The 23,998-nt window shown below is 36.5% G+C and carries 23 protein-coding genes; 9 read left to right on the top strand and 14 right to left on the bottom strand.

Annotated features, from left to right (window positions below; all coding sequences use genetic code 11):
- Nucleotides 1–185 precede the first annotated feature (185 nt).
- The 3 genes from J2Z26_RS03430 to J2Z26_RS03420 all read left to right on the top strand — a co-directional run bounded on the left by J2Z26_RS03430 (nt 186) and on the right by J2Z26_RS03420 (nt 4,508).
- The gene (locus J2Z26_RS03430) at nt 186–2,312 is read left to right on the top strand and encodes an ATP-dependent Clp protease ATP-binding subunit (RefSeq protein WP_193538309.1); all 2,127 of its coding nucleotides are present in this window, start codon (nt 186–188) and stop codon (nt 2,310–2,312) included.
- Nucleotides 2,313–2,435: 123 nt separating this feature from the next.
- Nucleotides 2,436–2,993 (top strand): tyrosine-type recombinase/integrase, encoded by a 558-nt coding sequence (locus J2Z26_RS03425; protein ID WP_193538307.1) that lies wholly within the window; start codon nt 2,436–2,438, stop codon nt 2,991–2,993.
- 15 nt (nt 2,994–3,008) lie between these two features.
- Nucleotides 3,009–4,508, top strand: a complete 1,500-nt coding sequence (locus J2Z26_RS03420; protein ID WP_193538305.1) for a potassium/proton antiporter — start codon at nt 3,009–3,011, stop codon at nt 4,506–4,508.
- A 67-nt stretch (nt 4,509–4,575) separates the two neighbouring features.
- Here the strand turns inward: J2Z26_RS03420 and J2Z26_RS03415 are convergent, their stop codons facing one another.
- The 3 genes from J2Z26_RS03415 to J2Z26_RS03405 are packed head-to-tail and all read right to left on the bottom strand — an operon-like array spanning nt 4,576 to nt 6,828.
- Nucleotides 4,576–5,550 (bottom strand): DMT family transporter, encoded by a 975-nt coding sequence (locus J2Z26_RS03415; RefSeq protein ID WP_193538303.1) that lies wholly within the window; start codon nt 5,548–5,550, stop codon nt 4,576–4,578.
- Between the two features lie 41 nt (nt 5,551–5,591).
- Nucleotides 5,592–6,257 carry an alpha/beta family hydrolase gene (locus J2Z26_RS03410; protein WP_209794292.1) on the bottom strand — a complete coding sequence of 222 codons (666 nt, stop codon included), beginning with the start codon at nt 6,255–6,257 and terminating at the stop codon, nt 5,592–5,594.
- A gap of 1 nt (nt 6,258) precedes the next feature.
- Nucleotides 6,259–6,828, bottom strand: coding sequence for a GNAT family N-acetyltransferase (locus tag J2Z26_RS03405; protein WP_193538299.1), 570 nt, complete (start codon nt 6,826–6,828; stop codon nt 6,259–6,261).
- A gap of 122 nt (nt 6,829–6,950) precedes the next feature.
- On the opposite strand from J2Z26_RS03405, the gene J2Z26_RS03400 reads away from it, so the two are divergent.
- Entirely contained in the window at nt 6,951–7,445 is a 495-nt protein-coding gene (locus tag J2Z26_RS03400) for a tetratricopeptide repeat protein (RefSeq protein ID WP_193538297.1), read from the top strand.
- Nucleotides 7,446–7,525: 80 nt separating this feature from the next.
- On the opposite strand, the gene J2Z26_RS03395 is transcribed toward J2Z26_RS03400, so the two are convergent.
- The 4 genes from J2Z26_RS03395 to J2Z26_RS03380 form a co-directional block, all read right to left on the bottom strand.
- Nucleotides 7,526–8,398: a GNAT family N-acetyltransferase gene (locus tag J2Z26_RS03395; RefSeq protein WP_193538295.1), complete on the bottom strand. Its 873-nt coding sequence runs from the start codon at nt 8,396–8,398 to the stop codon at nt 7,526–7,528.
- A 42-nt stretch (nt 8,399–8,440) separates the two neighbouring features.
- Complete coding sequence (locus J2Z26_RS03390; RefSeq protein WP_193538293.1) at nt 8,441–9,688, bottom strand: GNAT family N-acetyltransferase; 1,248 nt, start codon at nt 9,686–9,688, stop codon at nt 8,441–8,443.
- A gap of 5 nt (nt 9,689–9,693) precedes the next feature.
- Nucleotides 9,694–10,317, bottom strand: coding sequence for a TetR/AcrR family transcriptional regulator (locus tag J2Z26_RS03385; protein WP_193538281.1), 624 nt, complete (start codon nt 10,315–10,317; stop codon nt 9,694–9,696).
- A 153-nt stretch (nt 10,318–10,470) separates the two neighbouring features.
- Nucleotides 10,471–11,004: a DJ-1/PfpI family protein gene (locus J2Z26_RS03380; protein WP_193538279.1), complete on the bottom strand. Its 534-nt coding sequence runs from the start codon at nt 11,002–11,004 to the stop codon at nt 10,471–10,473.
- 629 nt (nt 11,005–11,633) lie between these two features.
- Between J2Z26_RS03380 and J2Z26_RS03375 the strand changes: the two genes are divergently transcribed.
- Nucleotides 11,634–11,798, top strand: coding sequence for a hypothetical protein (locus J2Z26_RS03375; protein ID WP_193538277.1), 165 nt, complete (start codon nt 11,634–11,636; stop codon nt 11,796–11,798).
- A gap of 47 nt (nt 11,799–11,845) precedes the next feature.
- Here the strand turns inward: J2Z26_RS03375 and J2Z26_RS03370 are convergent, their stop codons facing one another.
- The 4 genes from J2Z26_RS03370 to J2Z26_RS03355 form a co-directional block, all read right to left on the bottom strand.
- The gene (locus tag J2Z26_RS03370) at nt 11,846–12,985 is read right to left on the bottom strand and encodes a L,D-transpeptidase family protein (RefSeq protein ID WP_193538275.1); all 1,140 of its coding nucleotides are present in this window, start codon (nt 12,983–12,985) and stop codon (nt 11,846–11,848) included.
- 490 nt (nt 12,986–13,475) lie between these two features.
- Complete coding sequence (locus J2Z26_RS03365; RefSeq protein WP_193538273.1) at nt 13,476–15,131, bottom strand: FAD-binding dehydrogenase; 1,656 nt, start codon at nt 15,129–15,131, stop codon at nt 13,476–13,478.
- 28 nt (nt 15,132–15,159) lie between these two features.
- The gene (locus J2Z26_RS03360) at nt 15,160–15,813 is read right to left on the bottom strand and encodes a response regulator (protein WP_193538271.1); all 654 of its coding nucleotides are present in this window, start codon (nt 15,811–15,813) and stop codon (nt 15,160–15,162) included.
- Entirely contained in the window at nt 15,810–17,000 is a 1,191-nt protein-coding gene (locus tag J2Z26_RS03355; RefSeq protein WP_193538268.1) for a sensor histidine kinase, read from the bottom strand. The genes J2Z26_RS03360 and J2Z26_RS03355 overlap by 4 nt, the downstream gene beginning before the upstream one ends.
- Before the next feature lie 166 nt (nt 17,001–17,166).
- Between J2Z26_RS03355 and J2Z26_RS03350 the strand changes: the two genes are divergently transcribed.
- Nucleotides 17,167–18,015: a CPBP family intramembrane glutamic endopeptidase gene (locus J2Z26_RS03350; protein ID WP_193538266.1), complete on the top strand. Its 849-nt coding sequence runs from the start codon at nt 17,167–17,169 to the stop codon at nt 18,013–18,015.
- Between the two features lie 16 nt (nt 18,016–18,031).
- Nucleotides 18,032–18,817 (top strand): DUF4097 family beta strand repeat-containing protein, encoded by a 786-nt coding sequence (locus tag J2Z26_RS03345; protein WP_193538264.1) that lies wholly within the window; start codon nt 18,032–18,034, stop codon nt 18,815–18,817.
- A gap of 29 nt (nt 18,818–18,846) precedes the next feature.
- Here the strand turns inward: J2Z26_RS03345 and J2Z26_RS03340 are convergent, their stop codons facing one another.
- Together J2Z26_RS03340 and J2Z26_RS03335 are read right to left on the bottom strand one after the other, a co-directional pair.
- Entirely contained in the window at nt 18,847–19,230 is a 384-nt protein-coding gene (locus J2Z26_RS03340) for an HIT family protein (protein WP_193538262.1), read from the bottom strand.
- A gap of 60 nt (nt 19,231–19,290) precedes the next feature.
- A complete protein-coding gene (locus J2Z26_RS03335) occupies nt 19,291–20,985 on the bottom strand; it encodes a M3 family oligoendopeptidase (protein WP_193538260.1) in 1,695 nt (564 codons plus the stop codon).
- Between the two features lie 235 nt (nt 20,986–21,220).
- Here J2Z26_RS03335 and motA point away from each other — a divergent pair, with 235 nt between their 5' ends.
- Both motA and motB read left to right on the top strand, forming a co-directional pair.
- A complete protein-coding gene (gene motA / locus J2Z26_RS03330; protein ID WP_193538258.1) occupies nt 21,221–22,012 on the top strand; it encodes a flagellar motor stator protein MotA in 792 nt (263 codons plus the stop codon).
- Nucleotides 22,005–22,787 carry a flagellar motor protein MotB gene (motB, locus tag J2Z26_RS03325; RefSeq protein ID WP_193538256.1) on the top strand — a complete coding sequence of 261 codons (783 nt, stop codon included), beginning with the start codon at nt 22,005–22,007 and terminating at the stop codon, nt 22,785–22,787. The genes motA and motB overlap by 8 nt, the downstream gene beginning before the upstream one ends.
- A gap of 48 nt (nt 22,788–22,835) precedes the next feature.
- Here the strand turns inward: motB and J2Z26_RS03320 are convergent, their stop codons facing one another.
- Entirely contained in the window at nt 22,836–23,900 is a 1,065-nt protein-coding gene (locus J2Z26_RS03320) for a hypothetical protein (RefSeq protein ID WP_193538254.1), read from the bottom strand.
- Nucleotides 23,901–23,998: the final 98 nt, after the last annotated feature.

Below are 23,998 nucleotides of genomic sequence, written 5' to 3'. Positions count from 1 at the left end.
ATAATTTTCTCCAAGCATAATACTTGAAAGTCAAAATAGGTCAAATTATAATAATATCAAAGGTCAAAGTAAGTCAAACTCACTTTATCTTTTTTACTACTACAAATTACCCATCCGTTTAAACAGCGGATTTTAAAATAAACTAAAGGTCAAACTTAGTCAAATTACCAAGGAGGTTTAAAACCATGACATGCCAAGTATGTAATGCGAAGAAAGCAAATTATCAACTAAACATCAAAATTAATAACGAACAAAAACGTATGCAACTTTGCAATGACTGTTATTCAGAGCAAATGAACAATCTTCAAATTCCTTCAGGGTTTAATGGGTTTCCAAACTTCCCTTTTGAAGATATGTTTAAGAGTTTTTCAGCACAACAAAATCAACAACAAACTGACATACACCCAACAAAACAACAAGGCGGAGACGGTTTCCTCGATCAATTCGGACGTAACCTAACGCATATCGCTAAAGCCGGTCTAATTGACCCAGTCATTGGCCGTGAGGAAGAAGTTCAACGCATCATTGAAATTCTAAATCGAAGAAACAAAAACAACCCAGTTCTCATCGGTGAGCCTGGTGTAGGAAAGACTGCAGTAGTTGAAGGACTTGCCCTAAATATTGCAAAAGGTGCGGTTCCAACTAAGCTACTAAACAAGGAAGTTTACTTACTAGATTTTGCCTCTCTTGTTTCAAATACAGGAATTCGGGGTCAATTTGAAGAACGCATGAAGCAATTGATTACTGAGCTTCAAAGACGTAAAAATATTATCCTATTTATTGATGAAATCCATCAATTAGTAGGAGCTGGCTCTGCAGAAGGCTCCATGGATGCAGGAAACATTTTAAAACCAGCTCTTGCACGTGGGGAGCTTCAGCTAGTTGGTGCAACAACACTAAAAGAGTATCGCAAAATTGAAAAGGACGCTGCATTAGAACGTCGTTTCCAGCCTGTGACAGTAAGTGAACCAACTCCTGAAAAAGCAATCGAAATTCTTAAAGGCATTCAATCAAAGTATGAAGCGTTTCACGGGGTAACTTATTCGGAGGAAGCGATTAAAGCTTGTGTGACATTATCACACCGTTACATTCAAGACCGATTCTTACCTGATAAAGCAATTGACTTATTGGATGAAGCTGGCTCTAAAGCAAATCTATTACTTAAACCTGTAGATACAACAGCGATTCAAGAACATCTTAAGAACATTGCAATCGAAAAGGATAAAGCAGCTAAAGAAGAAAACTATGAGCTTGCTGCCCAACTACGTGATGAAGAACAAAAACTTGAAAAACAGCTAGAGACAGATCAAACTCAAAGCAATGCAGTTGTTGAAGTGAGTGATATTCAAAAAATCATTGAAAAGAAAACTGGCATTCCTGTAGGTAAACTTCAAGAAGATGAGCAAGCCAAAATGAAACACCTAGTGGAAAACTTAAATAAAAAAGTGATTGGTCAAGAAGAAGCAGTGGTAAAAGTAGCGAAAGCCATTCGTCGAAGCCGTGCAGGATTAAAAGCTAAAACTCGTCCAATTGGGTCCTTCCTCTTTGTAGGTCCAACGGGTGTCGGTAAAACAGAGTTAACAAAAACGCTCGCTGAAGAACTTTTTGGTTCAAAAGATGCAATGATTCGCCTTGATATGAGTGAATATATGGAAAAGCACTCCGTCTCTAAAATTATTGGGTCTCCTCCGGGGTATGTTGGACATGATGAGGCTGGTCAGTTAACTGAAAAAGTACGCCGTAATCCATATAGCATTATCTTATTAGATGAAATTGAGAAAGCTCACCCTGACGTTCAGCACATGTTCCTTCAAATTTTAGAAGATGGCCGTCTAACAGATAGCCAAGGCCGAACTGTGAGCTTTAAAGATACAGTTATTATTATGACAAGTAACGCAGGTGTTGGCTTTAAAAAGGTTTCGGTTGGTTTTGAAAATATGGGTACAGATGCCGTCAAAGAATCTACCATTTTAGAATCACTTGGTTCACATTTCAAACCAGAGTTTCTAAACCGATTTGATAGCATTATTGAGTTCAAACAATTAGAGAAAGAGAACCTACTTCAAATTGTGGAATTAATGCTTGAAGAACTTCAAACTACATTGACAGAACAAAATATCACATTAAAGGTATCACCTGAAGTAAAAGAAAAGCTTGCCGAACTTGGTTACCACCCAGCATTTGGTGCACGTCCACTTCGTCGTGTACTCCAAGAACAGATTGAAGACCAAATTGCCGATGTTTTATTGGAAAATGATTCAACTTCAATATTAGAAGCAAGTTTAAATGAGAACAAAATAGTAGTGAAATAATAAGGGGACCTTTCCCCTTATTTTTTTATTCCTTTTTGAAATAAAGCTTCTCATTTGTATGTAACATAAATACATTATACAATAGAGATATGTAACATTACTTTCGTATTGGGGTTGTTTTATTTGAGAACAGTTGACGCAATCAAAGACGAAAAACTCTTAAAAGAAATGAAGGCATTTTTACTTCCACGTTCCTCACGTGACTATTGCTTATTTATGCTTGGAATTAATACAGGCATCCGCATACAAGACCTTCTTACATTACACGTTAATAATGTAGTAAATGAGAAGAATGATATTTCATTTTATTTACTCACATCTAATGAAGTTGACCCTCCCATTTTTTTAAATAAGCACGTACGAAAATCAATTGGAAAATGGATAAAAGAAGGCCAACTAGCCTACGAGGATTTCCTCTTTAAATCTAGAAAAACAAATGAACCTATAACGAGACAGCAAGCCTACCGAATCATTAATGAAGCAGCAAAACAGGCTGGTGTTCAAGGGGCTATTGGAACACATACCCTACGAAAAACCTTTGGCTATCATGCTTATCGAAAAGGCGTTGCTATATCACTTATTCAAAAAAGACTACAACATACTACAAAAGCTGAAACCTATCAGTACATAGGCATAACAAAAGATAATAGAATGCCTATCATACTAGATGTAAATTTATAAGAAGGGGGTTAGAAGATGTTTGTTGATATTCTACAAACGGATCGAATTGTATTGTTAGCTGGCATTTTGTTTATTGCCGGAGTCATCACTACTAAATTTTCTTCTCGGATTGGCGTCCCTTCCCTTGTACTTTTTATTTTTGTGGGAATGGTAATGGGGTCAGATATCCTTGGAATTATTCATTTCGATGATGCAAAAACAGCTCAAATGATCGGTGTATTAGCACTTGTTGTTATTTTGTTTGAAGGTGGAATGCAAACTCAATGGAAGACACTTAAACCCGTTATTGTTCCATCATTATCTTTAGCAACCGTCGGTGTTCTTTTAACCTCAGGAATTGTCGCAGTTGCAGCCAAGTTTATTTTAGGAATTGGTTGGTTAGAGGCAACTTTATTCGGAGCAATTGTTGGTTCCACAGATGCTGCGGCAGTTTTTGCTGTCTTAAAAGGACAAAATATTAAAAAGCGAATCAGCGCTACATTAGAAGCAGAATCTGGATCTAATGATCCTATGGCCGTGTTTCTAACCGTCGCTTTAATTGAACTAATTACTCTTCCAGATGTAAGTATTTTCTCAATGATTGGGTCATTCTTTTTACAGATGTCAGTAGGGGTGCTATTAGGTTTACTACTAGGAAAACTTGCTGTGTGGGCATTAAATAAAATAAACCTGGATTCCAGTGGTTTGTATCCTGTCTTTGCAACAGCATTTGCCTTGCTCACCTATGGAATAACGGCCGCTTTTAATGGAAGTGGATTATTGGCTGTGTATATTGCAGCCATTATTATTGGAAATGCAGATATTTCCTATCGTCATTCTATCTTTCGTTTTTCGGAGGGCTTTGCTTGGATGATGCAGATTTCAATGTTCGTTATTTTAGGTTTACTTGTTTTCCCTTCTGAATTATTTACGGTCGATATTTTCGTAAAAGGGATCTTGCTTTCACTCATTCTAATCTTAGTCGCAAGGCCAATCGCTGTATATTTATCAACACTTTCTATGAAATACACTTATAAAGAAGTCATCTTCTTGTCATGGGCAGGATTAAAAGGAGCAGTTCCAATCGTTTTAGCAACCTTCCCATTACTAGCAAATGTAGAAGGAAGTCATCTACTGTTTAATGTTGTATTTTTTGTAGTGTTAACTAGTTGTTTAGTCCAAGGTTCTACCATAACAATCTTAGCTGAAAAATTAGGCCTAAATGGCCCTAAGAAAACAGAACCAATTCACTCACTAGAGCTTATATCCTTAGGAAAAGCAGATGCAGAAATGTTTGAGTATGAATTGGAAGAAGATTCCGCTTTAGTTGGGAAAACTCTCATAGAAATTCCTTTTCCAGAAGGCGCACTTGTCAATGCAATTATTCGAAAAGATGAATTAATAACTCCAACAGGGAGAACAGTTATTGAGCCAGGTGACTTCCTCTATATCCTCTCTGCTCGAAAAAATAAACAACTACTAAAAGAGCTGTTAGAGGAAAAGAGTAAAGACGAGATATTAGAAGAGAGCGTTTAATCTTTGTGTAAATAAAAAAATGATGGATTAAAAAAGGTGTAATCGTCTGATTACACCTTTTCCTAGTTTAAATAGACTTAACCTTACTACCTGTTAGGACGATCTTTTGCCTCGATGCAAAGCTATGAAAAATCATTCCTATAATGATAACTAGCATCCCAATAATTGACTGGTAATTTGGTAATGCCTCAGACAGGATAAGCATTTCTCCAAATAGAACAAAGATGATTTGACTTGATTGGGTCGCTTCAACTGCAGCAAGCTTACTTTGATCTTCTTTTACTAGATCTGTTGCATAAAAGAACAGTACGGTTGCAACCACACCTGAAGACAAGGCTACAACCAATGACTGAAGCACTTGGCTACTACTAGGTAAGCCAACTGTAAAATATCCATAGCTTGAAAGAGCAATCCATAATGGCATAGATGCAAGGGTCATTCCAAGTACACGTTGAAAAGTATCAACATTTCCCTTACAATGCTCCATCATTTTCCGATTTCCTAACGGATAGGCGAAAGCTGCTATAACCACTGGTAAGATACCAATGTACAGCATTTGCACAGTAAAGCCACCACTTGCTTGGTCTAATTGGATAATGACAATACCGATAAAGATTATGCTCGAAAAAAGAAGACCCTTCCAAGGAAGTTTCTGCCTAATTTTTATGATTCCATGATTAGATTGAATCTTAGAATAGAAAAATGGCACAAGTAATAATCCAGCTATTATCGTAAACTGCCAGGTACCAGCCACTAACCATCCTGGACCACTTGAAGCAGCAAACGTAATTGGACCATAAAACAGACCAAAACCAACAATGCTCCATACTAGCCAGGTAGAGGGACTTTTCTGCATTTCTTTTAAAAGCGCTCCAAAATTCCCTCTAAGATAAACAATTAGAACTAAAAAAGGAACCATAAAGAAATATCGAAGTGAAGAGCTCCATAGCCAACTTCCACCTGAAAGCTCCATCGATCGATTCAATACAAACGTTACAGCGAAAAATACAGATGAAAATATTCCGATTAAAATTGCCTTCACTTCATTCAACTCCCCTCACTTTTTCGTGTCAGTTAAGTTAGTTATTTACTTGCTAAAAATGTTTGTAACTCTTCAAACACGACCTTTAAATTATCAATCGATGCAAGAACCTCTGGATCTTCTAAACTATGATCTGCACCGTCTATAAGTACACAGTTAATGTTGTTCTTAATTGCTAGTTCATTAAATCGGTCCTTCATGTAACAAGGATCCTGATCTCCAATCACATAAAGTGATGGATGATGACATTGCTTCATTCTTTCAAAAAGTAAAGTATTATGAAGTAACGGCGTTAACCATATCGCCTTAGCATCTATAAATTCATTTCTTGTTAATAATTCGTTTGAAATAGGTATAGTGCCTATAGACTTAGTAACTAGGACATATTCTTTGTACTGCTTTTCAATTAACACCGTATCAATTACCTTTTTTACTTCCTGTTCGATACACTCAACTTTTTCTTCATCAGATAACCCTTTATAAACTTCACTTGAAAGATAATTGTAATTAATATGTAGCACATCATACTTACTTTGAATAAAGAGGTTTGTTGTGAAATGCAGTAAAGGCCTTTGGACATTATATCCTATCCCTGGAAGAATTATGGCTAAAGTATTACTCTCTACTTTCTGTTTTATCATGGTATAAGATATTTTCGATTGTTTATAACCATCGATTTCATAGTTAGTTATCGTAACAGGATTCATTCTAAACACTTCTCCCTTTGTGTAGGTCATCCCATTCTTCTCGTAAGACTCCCATTCTTATAGAATCATAGTATTTCCCATTGTAATAACGACATTTTCTCATACGGCCCTCAAGCTGCAAACCAAGCTTTTCTGCCACACGCATCATTCGCTCATTGCCAGACCAAGTTGTAATACCCACTCTAGCAATCTCTAGTGTTGCAAATAAATGGCCGATCCATAATTTTAATGCCTCAGTCCCATATCCACCATGCCAGTATTGTGAGTTGTTAATAACAATCCCGGCTTCTAGCCATCTCGTATTTTTGTCTTCCCAATAATAACTAACCGTACCAATGATTTCTCTATCCAACGTTTGAATAAGCATCATTGAATCGGTTCCATCCGCTATTCGTTTTGCCATTCTTTCTCTAAATACAGAAAAGTCCTCATGTTCAAATGGAAAATAAGGTGCATTCCATTTTCTCCATTCCGTATCCTCTTTTCCATATATTAAATGCCAAAGTGGCTCAAAATCTTCCTCTTTAATGACTCGTACAATTACTTTTTCACCCATTAATAAAATCGACATACTTTCAACATCCTTTAAAAATTCTCTTTACATCATTTTGATACAAAATGCTTAGGAGTTCAATTACTTTTTTGAAGATATTACCAACTAAATCATGTATAGTTAAATTGAGGTGACTATACATGGATAATACGATTCAGAAGATAACTGAAATAAAACAACTTCGTGATAATGGCTTCGGTGAACAGGCAAGAGTTGAAATAATAAAATTGGTAAATGAATATACAACAGTGGCCGTTGTACAAGTCGAGTGTGCTTTTATACACGATAGTTTAGGTTATGAACACGAGGCCATTCCTTACTATGAAAAAGCGTTAGAATTAGGGATTGAAGGCCCTTTACGTGTGGAGGCTTATTTAGGACTTGGTAGTAGTCTCAGATGTATTGGTAGCTATCAAAAAGCAGCTGAAATTTTTGAAAAAGCCATAGAAGAGTTTCCTAATCACCGAGGACTACAAATCTTCTATTCTATGACACAATACAATCTAGGAAACCATGGACGTGCGATGGATATTTTACTTACAAACCTGATAGAAACAACAAATAATCAAGATATCCTGGATTATAAACGGGCAATAAGCTTTTACATAAACAATTTGGATGAGGTCTATAATTGAAGACAAATCAAAAAGGTTCAAGCGACATCTTCTCGCTCGAACCTTTCCAAAACTTCCTTATTTACTATAAAAATAACCCTCTACATTTCTTTCAGCATATAAACTTGTTCTACTTTTACACTAAATCCACACTCTTTTAAACTATTAATAACAGTTTCATTTCCAACTGGCATATTTATTACAGATCTTTGAATATCCATAGCTGGTGAGTAAAGCTCATTTAACATTGTACGAACAATCTCACCTTCATCCTCACGCCCAGGAACCACTTCACACTGAATTAACACAATAGCAACTTGTTTTGCCTCTTCATTAAATGCTCTTCTAAAAAGGGCATAGCCCACTTTGTTACCCTCTGTATCACTTACGATAATTGATTCCCCATCACGCCCATTGTTCCAATGAGTTTGCCATGAAGCCATGCTTTTATAAAAAGGAAGGTCTATTACATCTACTGGTAACTTGCGTTCAGTCGTGTAGTCTCCACTGCCAGCAAACGTATCGGCAGGAAGTGGACCATTTTGATGAAGGTGTACCAACTGATCAATTACCTTATACCCATAATTTGTATAAAGCTTGATAGCTCTTTCATTTTGGCTAATAGCCTCCAATAAAGCAATATCTGCTTCTTCTTCTTTGTAAATGGAGATAGCTGCTTCCATTAATTTTTGTGCAACACCTTTGCCTCGATAGTCTGTAGCAACACCTGTTCCACCATTCCATGATACTTTCTTGCCATTAATCATACGAATTCCACTTAGGATAAAACCGACTGGTTCATCTCCATCAAAGGCAATGATTGATAGATTAGGAGATAACCCATCAAGTACAAAACGTCTTGTAAACTGATCCAGAGTAAACGTCATATTAGAAAAGTAGCCTTCAAATCCTCTATTCCATGCTAAAACTGCTTGATCAAACGTACATTCAGACAATCGCTTAATTGTTATCATACTACCACTATCCTCTCTCTTTGTCGTTCAACTTATATTCTATTAAAACGCAGTCATACAAATTGGTTTTTCGTGTGTCTTAAATAAAACATCTAATCTCTTTAAATAGGTTTCATCTGATATGTCTACAGCTCCGTAGCGATATAAGCTACTTATATCAGTAGCACACATGACGACAGATGAAAAATCAGAGATATCCATCGTGACTTCCACTTCATATGGCCCATTTACCTCTGTAGCTTTACCATCTATAAACTCAACAACTAAGGTTTGCTCATTTTCAGGAAAAAATGAGTCCTTAACATTAAACTTTACAGTGCAATCAACCATACCAAATCGATGTTCCTCCAAAAATCTGGCAACATCAACAACTCGATACATTAGTCCCACACCTGAAGTATGGCTCTCATGATACACACTAGGAATCAATTGATTGGATCCATTAGACGGATCATTAAGCAGAAAATGAAAATGTTCATCATGCGTATTGAAAACAATTCGATTAAATTGATCAGCCTGGCTATGTAGAAATGTTAGAAGTTGGGATAGAGCCTCTTTGTTTTCATATACAAATTCTTTAACATGAATATCATTAAAAACAAAATTCGTTTCACTTTCTTTCTTAATCGAGAAAGATAGGTAGCCTTCAACTTTACCGTTTTGAACATATCCAACCATTAATTGATTCGGATTGACAAACAGGGCTTCAGCGCCAAAAGCAGTTTTATCCATCATTCCATGAGTTTTTACTGCATATCTCTGATAGCATTCCACTACTAAATCCTTGTGCTCTTTGGTTAAAAATTGTATCTGGTTTTTACTAGATAGTAGGTCTTTCCTAAAACCTTCTGGTTTAACTTTGTACTGGTTCATTTTTGTCCCATATCCAAAGCCCATTTGGCTATAAAAATCAGGACGAAACGGATAAAGGGCAACTAAGGAGACTTGATTTTCACGGAAGTGTCTTACAAAGTATTCAAGTATTTCCTTGGCTACTTTTTCTTTTTTATAAAGTAAATCTACAGCCACTGAACCTATCCCTCCGACAGGGACCTTTGAAGACAAAACATTTGCTGTAAAGTGGTGAATTCTCATTCCACCTACTAATTTAGTATCTCGATAAATTCCGTAATAGTCAGCACTCTCGTCCTCAAGTTGCGTTTTAGTAATGCTTTTTTTGATTCTTTCCTGTACATCAGGTGAATGGTTATAAACACCTGGGTAAGCATTCGTATCAATTCTTATAAACTCATCAAGTTCTTCAAGAGATAACTTTTTTATGAGACTCATAGTAATCACTCCTTTATCGTCATTAAATAATGAAAGATGATTTCTTCGGCTTTTTTAATAATCTCCTTGTACGCATAGTGCTCACCAATCACAGAATAATGTAAGCATACTCCATCAATGATTCCCCAAAATAAGGAAGCCACTAAGCGTGGATCACAGTTTTCATGAAACTCGCCTCGATTTATACCCTCTTGCAATACATTTTCTAGATAAGACAAATACTTTTGGTTGTAACGATCAATCATCAATTTCTGCAACTCTTCTTGTCTTGAAGAAGTAATCCAAAACTCAATATGGACACGAATGCTATTCTGCCATTTCGGATTGCTTTCAGCCTTAGTATAGACACTAAACAAATACATTAGCTTTTCAGTCGCTGTTTTCATACCTTCAAACTGTTTATCAATCTTGGCAAAATCTTGATCTGTTCTCATATTCATTAGTTGAAGATAGATATCTTCCTTACTCTCAAAATAATTATAAATTGCCCCCTTACTCATTCCAGATATCGAGACAATGTCATCTATAGTTGATATTTGAAACCCCTTTTCACCAAACGCTTCAAATGCACTTTCAAGGATTTCTTTTCGTTTCTTCTCTTTATACTCATCTGATACAATTGGTGGCATATGTGTGCACTCCTTGTTCGTTTTACTAAAATGACTATTCGGTTTATTTAAATAAAGATTACCACCGTTTTACAGTTTTGACAACAAATTTGTGAAGAATAGTTTAAAAACTTAAAAAACTCTTGCTATCAGCTAGAGCTATTTTAAATGTATTTATTTGTACCAGTTAGGATTAAATTCTAAGCCAAGTTTTCTACCAAATGCTACTGCAAAACCTACAAAATAGGACCCTCTTGCTGTAATAATATTTCTATCCTGCACAAGTGGACCATCAATATAGTTACCAGCTTCAAAGATTCCAGACTCTGATAGAAATTCCAATGATACCCCAACTGTATAGTTGTGACCACTAAGAACACCCGCTTTAGCTAGAACAATCGGAGCACTCGAAATAGCAGCTATAATCGCATTCTGCTCTGCTACTTTACGTACAAATGTAAAGAGCTCCTCTGCCTCTACTAAATGTCTAAAATCATCAACTCCAGGTAACACGATGCTATCAATCTCAGAAAGGTCTACTTGATCAATCGTTGTCTCCGGGATACAAGTTAAACCAGCTTCCCCTTTGACTGGACTCGAATTCAAACCAATAAATACTTTCTCCTTATTACCTTGAGTTAATACAGATAAAACAACAGATAGTTCGTACTCACTAAATCTATCATACAAAAGAATGCCTGTTTTCATGTCTCTCTACCCCATACTTGGAAATATATTCTAAAGGTATCATATAACTCTAGTCTAAAACTGGCAATCTATATCTTGGTAGTCAATGTTAAAAGTGTCTTTCTTCCTAAATCATTATATAAGCATAAAGATTCATTTCCATTTTTTAGGTTATTATGTCATTTGTATCCTCATATAGATAGCCTGAGGTGTTTACATGTCGATAACTTCCAGATTCTACATAAGTATTTCATTCCTCATACTGCTGTTTAATGGCTCATCTATTGGCTTTATTTTATGTCAGGAGCGATTAGGGTCTCTCTTTGGGACAGGATTATTTTGTTTCATATCATTAATAGGTATCTTATTTGCCTCCATGACAGAGGAAACTGCCCATCGGTTCTATAGCAGGTTTTGCATGATTTCCAACTTACTAGTCCTCTTCTACCCACTATATTTTACACTTCTAGCTAACACAGTCATACCAGATCTTATTGAAGCAATAGGTTGATCTTTCTCCGTCTTAGGTCGTATTCAAGTATCAGTCTAAGTTCAAGGTAAAGTTCAACCTTCAACCCGATTAAATTGGAACACTTTCCCATTAAAATAAAGGTGTAATTAAAACAAACCAAATCGGGAGAGTGAACTCAATGTTATTAAACGACCTTTTATATAAAATGATCTGGGATCTTGAGCGTACAGAAATGGAACAAAATCAAAGAAGTATGGTGAAACATGACTACTTACTTCCAGAGCCAAAACAAACTTTAACAAAAAAAGGCTTTGGTCAAAAGCTAAAGTATCTTCTATTTTAAAACCGAAAGGGCTACTAAACTCGTGAGTATAGTAGCCCCTTTTCATATTATTTAATAATAACCAATGTGCCTTCAGATACTTGATCGAATAGCCACTCAACTTTTTTATTTTCCACACGTATACACCCAATAGATGCATTCGACCCAATGGAAGAAGGATTATTTGTACCATGAATTCCATAGGTCCTACCCTCGGTTCCATTTACATTTAAACCTAGCCATCTTGTCCCTAGAGGGTTTTCTGCAGCACCTCCTGGGATTTTTTTAGGTGTGTATGTCGGATTTTTTAGTTTTAATACAACCTCAAATGTACCCTTTGGGGTAAGATTGTTTTTTCCTGTCGCAACTTTCGTTTTTAGAACTTCCTTATTGTTTTTATAATAGGTTAGTAGATTCGTAGTGGTATCTATTTCTATTCGTTCATTCTTATCAAGCATTTGAATATGATATAGATTAGGCACCTTTAGCTCCATCCCCACCTTTAGGTCTGTTGAAGGATTATGGATGTCGTTAAAATCTGCAAGTCGTTTCTGATAGTAAGATAGTTCATAATAGGTAGACATCATTCCATATAATGTCTCTTTCTCCTTAACCGTATGAAGAACCACCTGGTCACGGGCTGGAATTGAAATCTTCATTCCTACTTTTATGTCTGTAGTCGGGTCCTTGATTTTATTAGCATTCTTCATATATTCCATTAAGTTCGTTCTTGAAAAATAAAGATTTGAAATACTAAATAAAGTTTCGCCTTTTTTCACATTATGAATTGCTAGAAACTCTGGGTTCGGAATGGAAAGAATCATCCCCTGTTTCACTTGCTCCTCAGGTTTCGTTATTCCATTATAGGAAAGTATTTTATCTGTATGATTACTATTATAATATCTCTTGCTTATGCTAAAGATTGTTTCGCCCTTAGACACCTTATGTAGGATAACCATTTCGCCATAACTTCTAGTGCTAGTTCGTTGAATTTGCTTGGTGCTTTGATATGATTCGGCTGCTACCACTTGCTCACTTTGAAGCAACTTAGGCTTATGTAGGGTAATAGTATCTGGTAGAAGTGCAAATAGACACATCCCGAGCACTAGAGTAATAACAATTACTGGTTTTAAGCTTAGTTTGACTTTCCTACTTATTTTCAACTTTTGATACTTCTGTTTCCGTGTTTCCTGCTGTCCTTGCTCCATAACCGACTTCCCCTCAATATTTGTCGAATTTCCACTATAAATTTTACTAATCAAGGGGTATTTTTCCAATGGGTGAAAACACTTATCTTTTTCTAGTAAACTAGTGACTTAGTCGTGTTTTTTTGGGGTGGCTATTTACCTAGACTTGTATGTATGCGAGCTCTTTTTCAGAAAAACCGTTTTATAGAACACGTTGAACAGTTGAACAGTTTATCAGCTTTTGTTTTGGCCGATAAAACTTTTTATCGGCTATATTTTCCTAAATTTCCTCATCTGTAGACCGATAAACCAGTTTATCGGCTGATTTTTTCCGCATCTACCTCAACTATACGTCGATAAACCAGTTTATCGGCTTATATTTTGCCGAATCCCCTCATCTATAGGTCAATAAATCGATATAACATAACTTAAGTGGTTTTCCTAATGACTTAGTAGTGTCAACAAATAAAAAACTGCATCACCTATCGACGCAGTTTTTCCTCCGAATTCGCTATTTCAATCCCTCAGCAATCGCACGCCCAGCTACACGACCACTAAACAAACATCCACCTACAAACGTTCCTTCAAGGGCACGATATCCGTGGACTCCACCACCGCCAAATCCCGAAACCTCACCAGCAGCATACAACCCTGGTACAACTTCTCCTACAGAGTTCAAAACCCGCCCTGACAAATCCGTTTGCAAGCCACCTAACGTTTTCCGGCTTACAATATTTAACCGAACCGCAATAAGAGGACCATTTTTCGGATCAAGGATTTTATGCGGAGGTGCCACACGAATGAGTTTATCTCCAAGATAATTTCGTGCTCCTCTAATCGCTGTTATCTGCAAATCCTTCGTAAACGTATTATTAATCTCACGGTCACGCGCTTTAATCTGACGTTCAATTTCTTCAAAACTCAATAACGGCTCGTCGGTTAACTTATTCATTCCCTCAACAAGCTCTACAAGATTACTAGCAATGACAAAGTCTTCTCCTTTATCCATAAATGCCTGAACAGGACCTGGAGCACCTGGTAGAGCACGCTTCAATACTTTGCGAATACTCTTACCTGTTAAATCGGGATTTTGTTCAGAGCCCGAAAGCGCAAATTCTTTTTCTATAATCTTTTGCGTTAAAATAAACCATGAATAGTCATAGCCCGTTTTTTGAATGTAATCCAGTGTTCCTAACGTATCAAATCCAGGAAAATTCGGAGCAGGGAAACGGCGACCACGAGCATCTAACCAAATCGAAGACGGTCCTGGTAAAATCCGAATGCCATGCTTATTCCAAACAGGATCATAGTTTTTAATCCCTTCCGTATAATGCCACATCCGGTCACGGTTAACGATTCTTCCTCCTGCTTCTTCCGTAATCGCAAGCATTCTTCCATCTACATGGTCTGGTACACCTGATAACATTTTCTTAGGTGGCTCTCCTAATCGGCTTGGCCAGTTTTTCCGAATTAATTCATGATTCGCTCCAATACCACCACTCGTAACTGCAACAGCTTGAGCACGGTATTCAAAATCACCAATAACTTCCCTTGAACTTGCTTCACCCCGCCCTGCCGAACTTGGTACTAGTACAGACCCACTCACACCTACAACTGCTCCATCACTTGTCAAAAGCTTGTTTACACGATGACGTGGCTTATAATCTACCAATCCATTTTTCATATGCTCGCGAACTCTTCTTTCAAAAGGAGCCACAATCCCAGGGCCTGTTCCCCAAACAATATGGAAACGTGGCACTGAATTCCCATGCCCTTCAGCAAGGTAGCCACCTCTTTCTGCCCAGCCGACAACCGGAAAAAAGCGTACTCCCATCTCATAGAGCCAAGTGCGCTTTTCCCCTGATGCAAATTCAACATAGGCCTCTGCCCACTTCTTTGCCCAGTAGTCTTCATCATCTTCACGATCAAACCCTGCTGTTCCCATCCAATCCTGTAATGCTAATTCTTTCGAATCTTTAATTCCCATTCGCCTCTGTTCGGGGGAATCTACTAAAAACAATCCTCCAAACGACCACCATGCTTGCCCACCAAATGAGCTTTCCGGTTCTTGGTCTAAAAGTAGAACTTTTTTACCTGAATCCGCAATCTCAGCTGTTGCAACCAAACCAGCAAGACCCGCTCCTACCACAATCACATCATAACTCACAAAACTCACTCCTCTCATAATCCCATCCCTAAACAATATCCTCTTCCTTAGCCTTCAACGCAGCTTGATACCGATCTTTTACATCTAGTTTATGATAAATACTAGATATATAGTTTTTCACTGTTCCTTCTGATAGAAAAAGTCTTTCTGATATCTGTTTATTACTTAATCCTTGCGAAAGACACTTAAGAATTTGTTCTTCACGTTCTGTTAGTCCATAAGATGTTTTCACAGCTGGTGTACCATTAACTTCTCTTGAATGCTGAATTTGCTCTACTAAGGCTTTAGCTAGATTTTGAGAAAGAAGTGTTCCATTATTATGAACTTGTTTAATCCCTGAGATTAAGTCTTTCGGGTGAATCGCCTTTAGTAAATACCCTTCTGCCCCGATTGATAAGGCTTCAACAACATGTTCAACTTCTTGAAAAGTTGTTAAGATCATGACCTTCGTTTCTGGCCATTTCTGTTTAATCATCTTCGTAGCTTCAATTCCATTCAATACAGGCATCTGAATATCCATTAATACAATCGTTGGGCTCAACTCCTCACAAAGAGATATTGCTTCATGGCCATTTGCAGCTAAACCTACTACTTCTATTTCTTCATCTGTATTTAAGACAAAAGCTAGACTTTCTCTGATCAACTCTTGGTCATCAACAAGCAGTAACTTAATGTTCTTCATCGCTTCCCTCCTACTGCCAAACTACAAGTGACTGTTACCCCTTCTACTCCATTACTTTCAATCGTTAGTAGTCCGTTTTTTTCCTCTAACCGATTTTTCATCATTTTTAGTCCAAACCCAAAATTCTCCGTATCCATTCCTTTACCATTGTTGAAAACCTTCAATTGAATATCATATTCCAAATAATGGACATTTACCTTGATAAACAAAGCTTCTCCATGTCTTTTCGCATTGGTCATACATTCTTGAAGACATCGTACGAATAATAGCTTCAAGTGCGGTGCTAAGTCTGGTTCATCTCCTTCAACCTCAAACTTCACCTCAGTATTCGTATGCTCTCCAAATTCGCTCACTAATTTCTCTAGTTGGATTGTAAGAAGCTCATTCTCTTCTGAAGGAGCAATTTGATGAATTGTTCTCCTCACTTCTGTCAAACCCGTTCTAGCAACCTCCGCTAGGCCCCTCACTTTTTCAGCAGCTAACTTAGGCTGACTTTCAATCATATAGGAAATTGCGTCAAGCCCAACTGTAACTGATGTAAAATGATGGCCAATTGAATCATGAAGATCACGTGCCATCCGATTACGCTCCTCAACCAGTGCTAGTTTTTCAATTTCAGCTGAATATTGTTCAAGGGCCCTGTTCTGCTGCTCAATCAATTCAAGCTGTTTCACATTTTCTTCTAATAAAAACTTGTATCTTTTTTGGGACTTGGTGATCAGATTAAAGCCCAAAGCGATGACAAAAAAGATAAGAACATCTATGTATTGCAAATAGAATGCAAACTGATTGTCGATTGTCCAGTAACGGTTTGCTGGTAAAAGAATGACAAAGACAGGTATTACCCATGGTGCTGTTTTTTTCGTCATCAAATACCCAACCATTAATATCGGCATTAAAATAATAGAAGAACTTAAATTAATTCCTAGGTACATATTTAGATAAATAGAAAATCCACCTGATACGAGAAGTTCAGCTATGGCATAAAACGTAGGATTACGATACCCTGGACGCCAGAATAACAAAGGTATGAAAAAACCAATTGATACAATCCCCGCAAATCCTAAGTATGATAACTCACCTAACCTCTCCATATACACGTAATAATACGTTAATCCAGTTCCATACCATCCACATCTTAATGAAAAAATAAGCCAATCAATCCACATCCATCGTTCTCGATTCAATCAACAACACAACCAATCTTTACTGTTTAGTTATTTACTATTTTACTAGATATCAGAAAATTGGTACAGTTACCCATTATATAAAGTCATGACCATCTTCACTACGGTCATATGACTTTTTCTTTATAAGATGAGTGTAGAAAGAAACAAAGGTGAGCTGATTAAAATGCAAATTATCATAAATAAACCATTTCGAATCTTTAGTTCTATTCTTTTAACAAATGTTCTTATCATAACCATGGTCGGTGTCTTAATTTACTTAAACCTCTTTGAAAATTTAAAAACGGATTTTCTTTTTGCTCACTCCATGTACTTTACCTTGGGAGTCTTGAATACAGTTTTACTTTTCATATTGATTCGAATGGTTGATAAAAAAAATCCTTGGCAACTAGGCTTTGGGCTTACTAAAATAGATGCAGTTTTTTCACTAATAGCAACTGCACTTTCACTTATCTGTGTGTTGAGCTTTATTTTCATATTAGATCAGCTGAACATTGTAGTGGCACAATTTACTTTTGAAAAGGTCTTAACCATAGATTTTTATCGGTTACTAGGAATTGCAATGATTGGCTGGTTCTTCGCCGCACTAAAAGAGGAAGTCTTGGCTCGTGGATACTTCATGATGAATCTTACTAGATTTAACATTGTGAACATGATTCTTATTTCAGCAGTTTTATTTATGGCACTACATTTTGTTATGGGTGACTTTGACCCATTTAAAGCTGCAAGTTGGTTTAAAGGTGGCATTGTTTACGCCTATATCTATCAAAAAAGCGGTTCACTAACAGTTGCAACGATTGTTCATGCAGCTCATAACCTTGTAAATGATTTAGTCATACACGGTTCAGAAGGAGCATTAGTCCTATTAAACACTAAGGTTACTACAGCAGATAAGCTATTCTATGAAATTGGCTTAAGCATAGTACTCTTCATCCTTACCTATTTATTTTATGGGAAAAACGGGATTTTAACGCCTGCTGAAAATCTCATGAAGTTTTGGAATTCTAAAAATTAAAAGGAGATAACATATAATGAAAAATATTGGATACGGATTATTGTTTATGTTAGTTGTTCTATTATCTGGTGCTAGCTTTATTTATTACACAGAAGGTGCAGAGGCATTTTCAACTAAACTATATGAACTTAAGGAAAACCATTCCATCGATGGGCACGATATTAAAAACATTGAAATCACTTCTGGACCTACAGATATAGAAGTCATCCCTCATTCTGAAGATGTTGTTACAATTGAACTCAGTGGTGAAGTTAGCGAAAAAATGAGAGATGCTTATGAGTTGGACATTTTAGAAAAAGGCGAAGCACTTCAAGTTAAGATTACTAGAGTAAAACATCCATCCTTTACTGTATTTGCCATCAATAAAGGTACATTACTAACTGTCAAAGTTCCTGCCAAGATGTATGAAGAATTAGAAGTAGCTACATCATCTGGAGATATCACAACTACTAACCTGTCAACCAAGAATCTCTTTCTAACTGCTACTTCTGGAGATATCGTGACTGACAACCTAAAAGTAACCTCAGATTTTTTGATTGAAACAAAGAGTGGTGATATTGTTTCTTCCAACAGCAATGGAGGTAACATGGAGTTTAATGCAACAAGCGGAGATGTAACTCTATCAATGAATATAGACTCTTATATGTTAGAATTCTCCGGTAAGTCAGGTGAAGGTAAGGTCGAAACAGGTGGATTTCAATATGAGCACTCTACTGAGAGTTTCATATTAGGGAAAAAAGGAAATGGATCGGGTACCTCAATAAAAGTCGAAACAACCTCTGGTGATTTTTATCTTAATTAAAAAAACTAGGTGAGTTCTATCAAATGAACTCACCACCTTTTATTCTCCGCACTCTTCAACCAACTCCTAATTCCTCTTCCAGCATAAGGCTCGTCCGCAAATCTAGGGATAACATGAAGATGTGCATGAAAAATATGCTGACCTCCAACCTCACCATAATTCCAGCCTACATTGTATCCTTCAGGATTAAGCTGTTCGTCAAGGAGTTGCTTAACATCATGCAAAATCTCATAAGTTGCAACCCATTCTTGTTTTGTTAGCTCAAATAAAGTTTCTCTATGTGCTTTAGGCACAATAAGACCTGACCCAATTAATACTTCCTGAGGCATTTGAAGAAATAAGCAATAATCATTTTCAAATACAACTTTTTGACCTTCGAGCGACTCTACATTACACAATGGACAATTTTTCAACGTTTTTTACCTCCTATGTGAAAAAGGCTGTTAACATAACATTAACAGCCTTCACCCTACTTATAGTTTTGTATCATCCACACTGTTTAACCAATCTTCAATCACACCTACAACGGATTGTACACAACCATCTTCAAATGGTGATTTTAGATTAGCTACTTCAACTAGCTCTAGGAATGGTTTGCTTCCACCTTGTTTGCATAGGTTTAAGTAATCTTGCCATGCTGCTTCACTTTCTTCTCTTGAACGTTTCCAGAATTGGAATGCACAAATTTGAGCTAACGTATAATCAATATAGTAGAAAGGTGTTGAGTAGATATGACCTTGACGTTGCCAGAAGCCACCATTCTCTAAGTAATCATTTCCATCATAATCTTTTCCTGGCATATATTTATTCTCGATGTCTTTCCATGCTTGCTTACGTTCCTGTGGAGTTGCTTCCGGATTGTCATAAACAAAATGCTGGAACTCATCAACAGCTACACCATAAGGTAAGAACTGAAGTGCTTCACTTAAATGTGAAAACTTATATTTATCTGTGTCTTCTTTAAAGAATAATTCCATCCAAGGCCATGTAAAGAATTCCATACTCATAGAATGAATTTCACATGCCTCATATGTTGGCCAGTTATATTCTGGTACTTCAAAATGTCTGCTTTCATATACTTGGAATGCGTGACCTGCTTCATGAGTTAATACATCAATATCTCCTGATGTACCATTGAAGTTCGAGAAAATATATGGAGACTTGTAGTCTTGAATGTACGTACAATAGCCACCACTTGCTTTTCCTTTTTTCGCAACAAGGTCCATTAAATTGTTATCAATCATGAAGTCAAAAAACTCACTTGTTTCAGCTGATAATTCGTCATACATCTTTTTACCATTTTCAATAATCCATTCAGGACTTCCTTTAGGAGTAGCATTCCCAGTTTCGAATTTAAAACCTTCATCGTAATATTTTAATGTATCGACTCCGATACGCTCACGTTGACGCTCTTTTAGTTTAGTAGAAAGTGGTACAATAAATTCTTTTACTTGATTACGGAAGTTTGCTACCATTTCTGCATTGTAATCTGTTCTGTTAAGTCGTAAATAAGCTAATTCTGTAAAGTTATTAAAACCAAGTTTCTTCGCAATTTTTGTACGTACTTTTACTAGTTTGTCATAGATTTCATCAAACTTCTCTTCATTTTCTTTAAAGAAATTAAATCGTACCTCGTTCGCCTTTTTTCGCATTTCACGGTCTGTCGACTCAGCAAAAGGCTGTAATTGAGCTAGAGTTCTCTCTTCACCCTCAAAGAAAATCTTTGCAGAAGCTACTAATTTTGTATATTCAGAAGATAGCTTATTTTCTTGTTGAAGGTCTTCTACTACTTCTGGTGAGAATGATTTTAATTGTGCATCTGCAAGGTCAAATAATTGATGACCCCACTTTTCTTCTAACTCTGCTCTGAATTTAGAATTAACCAATGCATTGTAGTACTTTGTTACCAAACCTTGAGCAATTGGTTGAATTTCATCTAAGAAGTCATTTTCTTCTTTATAGAATTCATCATTTGTATCAATGGTATGGCGAACATAACAGATGTTGAACATTGTATCTACTGTGTTACGAAGTTCATTTACGTCTTTCATTGCTAGATCTTGTTCTTCTAACGTAGCAGCATTTGTAAACTTCTCTAAAACACTAGTAAACTTTGCTTCTACTTCTTCCATATTGGGACGAACATACTTAAAATCATTAAAATTCATACTGGACCCACCTTTTCTCTATTTTCAAATTTACTATAAATACTATATTCTCCAAAAAGAAACATTATCCTTTTTCGTAGAAAATTTTAAAGTTTTTGCTGATTTTGTCGATATAGATAATATCAGGTAGTTAAATTGGATTATTTTTTATCGTTTTTTAACATTATTCGACGTAGTATACTAGATTATATGAATAGAGAAGACAACTAGATTGAAAGAAAGAATAGGTGAGATTATGGATAAAACTTCTTTAATTGGAATAATTCTTGGAATCCTGGCAGTAGGTGTTGGTATGGCTTATAAAGGGGTAAGTCCGGTGGCGCTGTTGAACCCTGCTGCGATATTAATTATTTTATTAGGGACTGTTGCTGCTGTAACAATTGCATTTCCAACGAAAGAAATTAAACGAATCCCTAAATTATTTGGTGTACTTTTTAAAGAACAAAAGATGACCACAATTGAACAGCTTATTCCAATGTTCTCAGAATGGGCTACTATTGCACGAAAAGAAGGGTTACTTGCGCTTGAGGCAAAAGTAAATGAGGTAGATGACCAGTTCTTAAAGAACGGTTTAAGTATGGCTGTTGACGGTCAAAGTGCTGAATTTATTCGTGATGTAATGTCTGAGGAAATTGAAGCGATGGAAGATCGACACCAAGGTGGTGCCTTAATCTTCACACAGGCTGGTACATATGCTCCGACACTCGGGGTTCTTGGAGCTGTAATTGGTCTTATCGCTGCATTAGGGTATATGGATGATACTCAAGCATTAGGAGAAGCGATTGCTGCTGCCTTCATCGCAACACTTCTTGGAATTTTTACAGGGTATGTATTATGGCATCCATTTGCAAACAAGCTTAAACGTAAATCAAAAGATGAAGTTACAGTAAAATATGTAATGATTGAAGGTGTCTTATCAGTTCTTGAGGGACAAGCACCAAGAGCAATTGAACAAAAACTTTCTACTTATCTGTCAATTAAAGATCGACAAAAAATCATGCCAGAGGGTGAGAGCCTAGATGTCTAGAAAGAAAAAACATAAACATCATGAGGAGCACATAGATGAATCTTGGCTAATTCCCTATGCGGACTTACTTACTCTCCTCCTTGCACTCTTTATTGTATTATTTGCAGCAAGCTCTGTTGACGTAGTTAAATTCAAGCAAATTGCCTATTCATTAAACAGTGCTTTTAACGGTGGGACAGGCGTAATGAAGTATCCAAGTGTTGTCCAACAAAGTCCTGAAGATATTCCGAGTGATGAGGAAAATGAGGGAAACCAGGGTGAGGAAGAGAACCAAGAAGAGATTGACGAAGAAGCCTACGAAGAATTAGAGCAAAAAGAACTGAAAGAGCTTCAGGAAAAAATTAATGGCTATATCCTCGATAATAAGTTGAATGAACACCTTGAGACGAAACTTACTGATGAAGGCCTACTAGTCACAATCTTAAACGACACTTTCTTTAACTCAGGAAGTGCTGCTGTCCGTCCGGCTGACCAACAGCTGGCGAAGGAGATCTCTGAACTGTTAGTTATGAATCCGCCAAGGAATATTATCGTAAGTGGTCATACGGACAATGTTCCAATTAGTAATAGCCAATTTGATAACAACTGGCATCTTAGTGTAATGAGGGCCATAAACTTTATGAAAATTTTACTTGAAAATGAACAGCTGGACCACAAGTCTTTCAGTGCAAAAGGCTTTGGAGAATATAGTCCGGTAGCTCCAAACAATACTGCTGAAGGTAGAATGAAAAATAGACGTGTAGAAATTTTAATACTACCGAACGTTATTAATTAAAATTAAAAAACGGCATGAATTCTTAATTGGATTCATGCCGTTTTTATGTTAAGTAGATGATACTCGCTCATTAATCAACTCGTAAAAGCGATTACGATCGTCTAACGTTATATAGACTTTGGTAATCGCTTTCTTAATACCAAATACATAATGCGCTGTTACCGGTTGTTTTAATTTAATTTCTATCTGTGGAGATTCTTCAATAAAATCAGGAAGTGTCACAAAATATGAACCTTTCTCTTTACGTTGATCTTTGCTAAATTCAGTAACATACTCGATTGATTGAATATTATTAAGCTCCAACTCAAGTGAACTTCTCAGGCCTATTTGTATCTTCATAGTTGTTTTATCCACTAACACTGGAGAAAGTCGTATAGCGTGGTAGTCCGCTATTATGCAAAACAACAAGTAAAAGTCTAAAGCTGTTACAATCCACGCTGCTGTTGTATTCCATTGGGCAACCAATACATGAACTGCAATTACTTCTATAGCCATCGCATGAACTAGCATAATAAATAACCCAAAATATCCAGAGTTTTTATGATAACTAAATGCTTGTACTCCAGGCACATCTATCCACTTTTTTCTCCAGTTAAGCAAACCGTAGTAAAAAACTGAAATATCCGTAATTAACATTCCAATTACCCTACTACTACCAAAGGTTTCAACTAATGACTTTCTAAGTTTAGATGGAAAGTGTAATTCCGATTGATTATACTTTAGATAATTCCTTCTGAAAGCTCTTGCTTTCTTTATTAAAAGAAATAAAATATAGAGCTCTATTGCTACAAATAACGCTTCAATCCCGTATATAACATAGAGCATTTCTTTAAAATATCTAAAGCTTTCATGTGGAACAATTAAGTAAGCCAGCCAAAATCCAACGATGACAACTGGTAATACTGTGACAGGTGATAATCTATTCCTAACTATAAAGAAGTAAAAGGCAAAAGGCAGACAGATTGTTAAATCAACTACGGTTGCTAAAGCCATTACTTCTGTTATAGGTTTATAGGAGTCATGGTTCATTAAGGTCAGATTGGATGCTAAAATCAGCAATGCCAATACAACGAAAATATAGGTTGACTTACTTCTAACTAAAGAAACTGTCATATCAAACCCTCCTATGTAAAAAAATGTAAGAATTATTTACATTTTCATTATATACATAGTGTTAACCCTGGGTCTGTGACGGAATTGGTACAATTTAG

Origin of the sequence: Cytobacillus luteolus (genome assembly GCF_017873715.1) — a bacterium.
Classification (GTDB): domain Bacteria; phylum Bacillota; class Bacilli; order Bacillales; family Bacillaceae_L; genus Bacillus_BV; species Bacillus_BV luteola.
The sequence above is the reverse complement of the archived record's forward strand: the minus strand, read 5'-3'. Positions and strand labels throughout refer to the sequence as shown.

What these genes read in the sequence shown, in the direction of transcription:
- J2Z26_RS03360 (WP_193538271.1), bottom strand. Translation starts at nt 15,813, where the DNA reads ATGAAGAACATTAAGTTACTGCTTGTTGATGACCAAGAGTTGATCAGA.
- J2Z26_RS03410 (WP_209794292.1), bottom strand. Translation starts at nt 6,257, where the DNA reads ATGAATCCTGTTACGATAACTAACTATGAAATCGATGGTTATAAACAA.
- J2Z26_RS03345 (WP_193538264.1), top strand. Translation starts at nt 18,032, where the DNA reads ATGAAAAATATTGGATACGGATTATTGTTTATGTTAGTTGTTCTATTA.
- J2Z26_RS03385 (WP_193538281.1), bottom strand. Translation starts at nt 10,317, where the DNA reads ATGCCACCAATTGTATCAGATGAGTATAAAGAGAAGAAACGAAAAGAA.
- J2Z26_RS03390 (WP_193538293.1), bottom strand. Translation starts at nt 9,688, where the DNA reads ATGAGTCTCATAAAAAAGTTATCTCTTGAAGAACTTGATGAGTTTATA.
- motA (WP_193538258.1), top strand. Translation starts at nt 21,221, where the DNA reads ATGGATAAAACTTCTTTAATTGGAATAATTCTTGGAATCCTGGCAGTA.
- J2Z26_RS03370 (WP_193538275.1), bottom strand. Translation starts at nt 12,985, where the DNA reads ATGGAGCAAGGACAGCAGGAAACACGGAAACAGAAGTATCAAAAGTTG.
- motB (WP_193538256.1), top strand. Translation starts at nt 22,005, where the DNA reads ATGTCTAGAAAGAAAAAACATAAACATCATGAGGAGCACATAGATGAA.
- J2Z26_RS03350 (WP_193538266.1), top strand. Translation starts at nt 17,167, where the DNA reads ATGCAAATTATCATAAATAAACCATTTCGAATCTTTAGTTCTATTCTT.
- J2Z26_RS03335 (WP_193538260.1), bottom strand. Translation starts at nt 20,985, where the DNA reads ATGAATTTTAATGATTTTAAGTATGTTCGTCCCAATATGGAAGAAGTA.
- J2Z26_RS03430 (WP_193538309.1), top strand. Translation starts at nt 186, where the DNA reads ATGACATGCCAAGTATGTAATGCGAAGAAAGCAAATTATCAACTAAAC.
- J2Z26_RS03380 (WP_193538279.1), bottom strand. Translation starts at nt 11,004, where the DNA reads ATGAAAACAGGCATTCTTTTGTATGATAGATTTAGTGAGTACGAACTA.
- J2Z26_RS03395 (WP_193538295.1), bottom strand. Translation starts at nt 8,398, where the DNA reads ATGATAACAATTAAGCGATTGTCTGAATGTACGTTTGATCAAGCAGTT.
- J2Z26_RS03320 (WP_193538254.1), bottom strand. Translation starts at nt 23,900, where the DNA reads ATGACAGTTTCTTTAGTTAGAAGTAAGTCAACCTATATTTTCGTTGTA.
- J2Z26_RS03405 (WP_193538299.1), bottom strand. Translation starts at nt 6,828, where the DNA reads ATGTCGATTTTATTAATGGGTGAAAAAGTAATTGTACGAGTCATTAAA.
- J2Z26_RS03375 (WP_193538277.1), top strand. Translation starts at nt 11,634, where the DNA reads ATGTTATTAAACGACCTTTTATATAAAATGATCTGGGATCTTGAGCGT.
- J2Z26_RS03400 (WP_193538297.1), top strand. Translation starts at nt 6,951, where the DNA reads ATGGATAATACGATTCAGAAGATAACTGAAATAAAACAACTTCGTGAT.
- J2Z26_RS03420 (WP_193538305.1), top strand. Translation starts at nt 3,009, where the DNA reads ATGTTTGTTGATATTCTACAAACGGATCGAATTGTATTGTTAGCTGGC.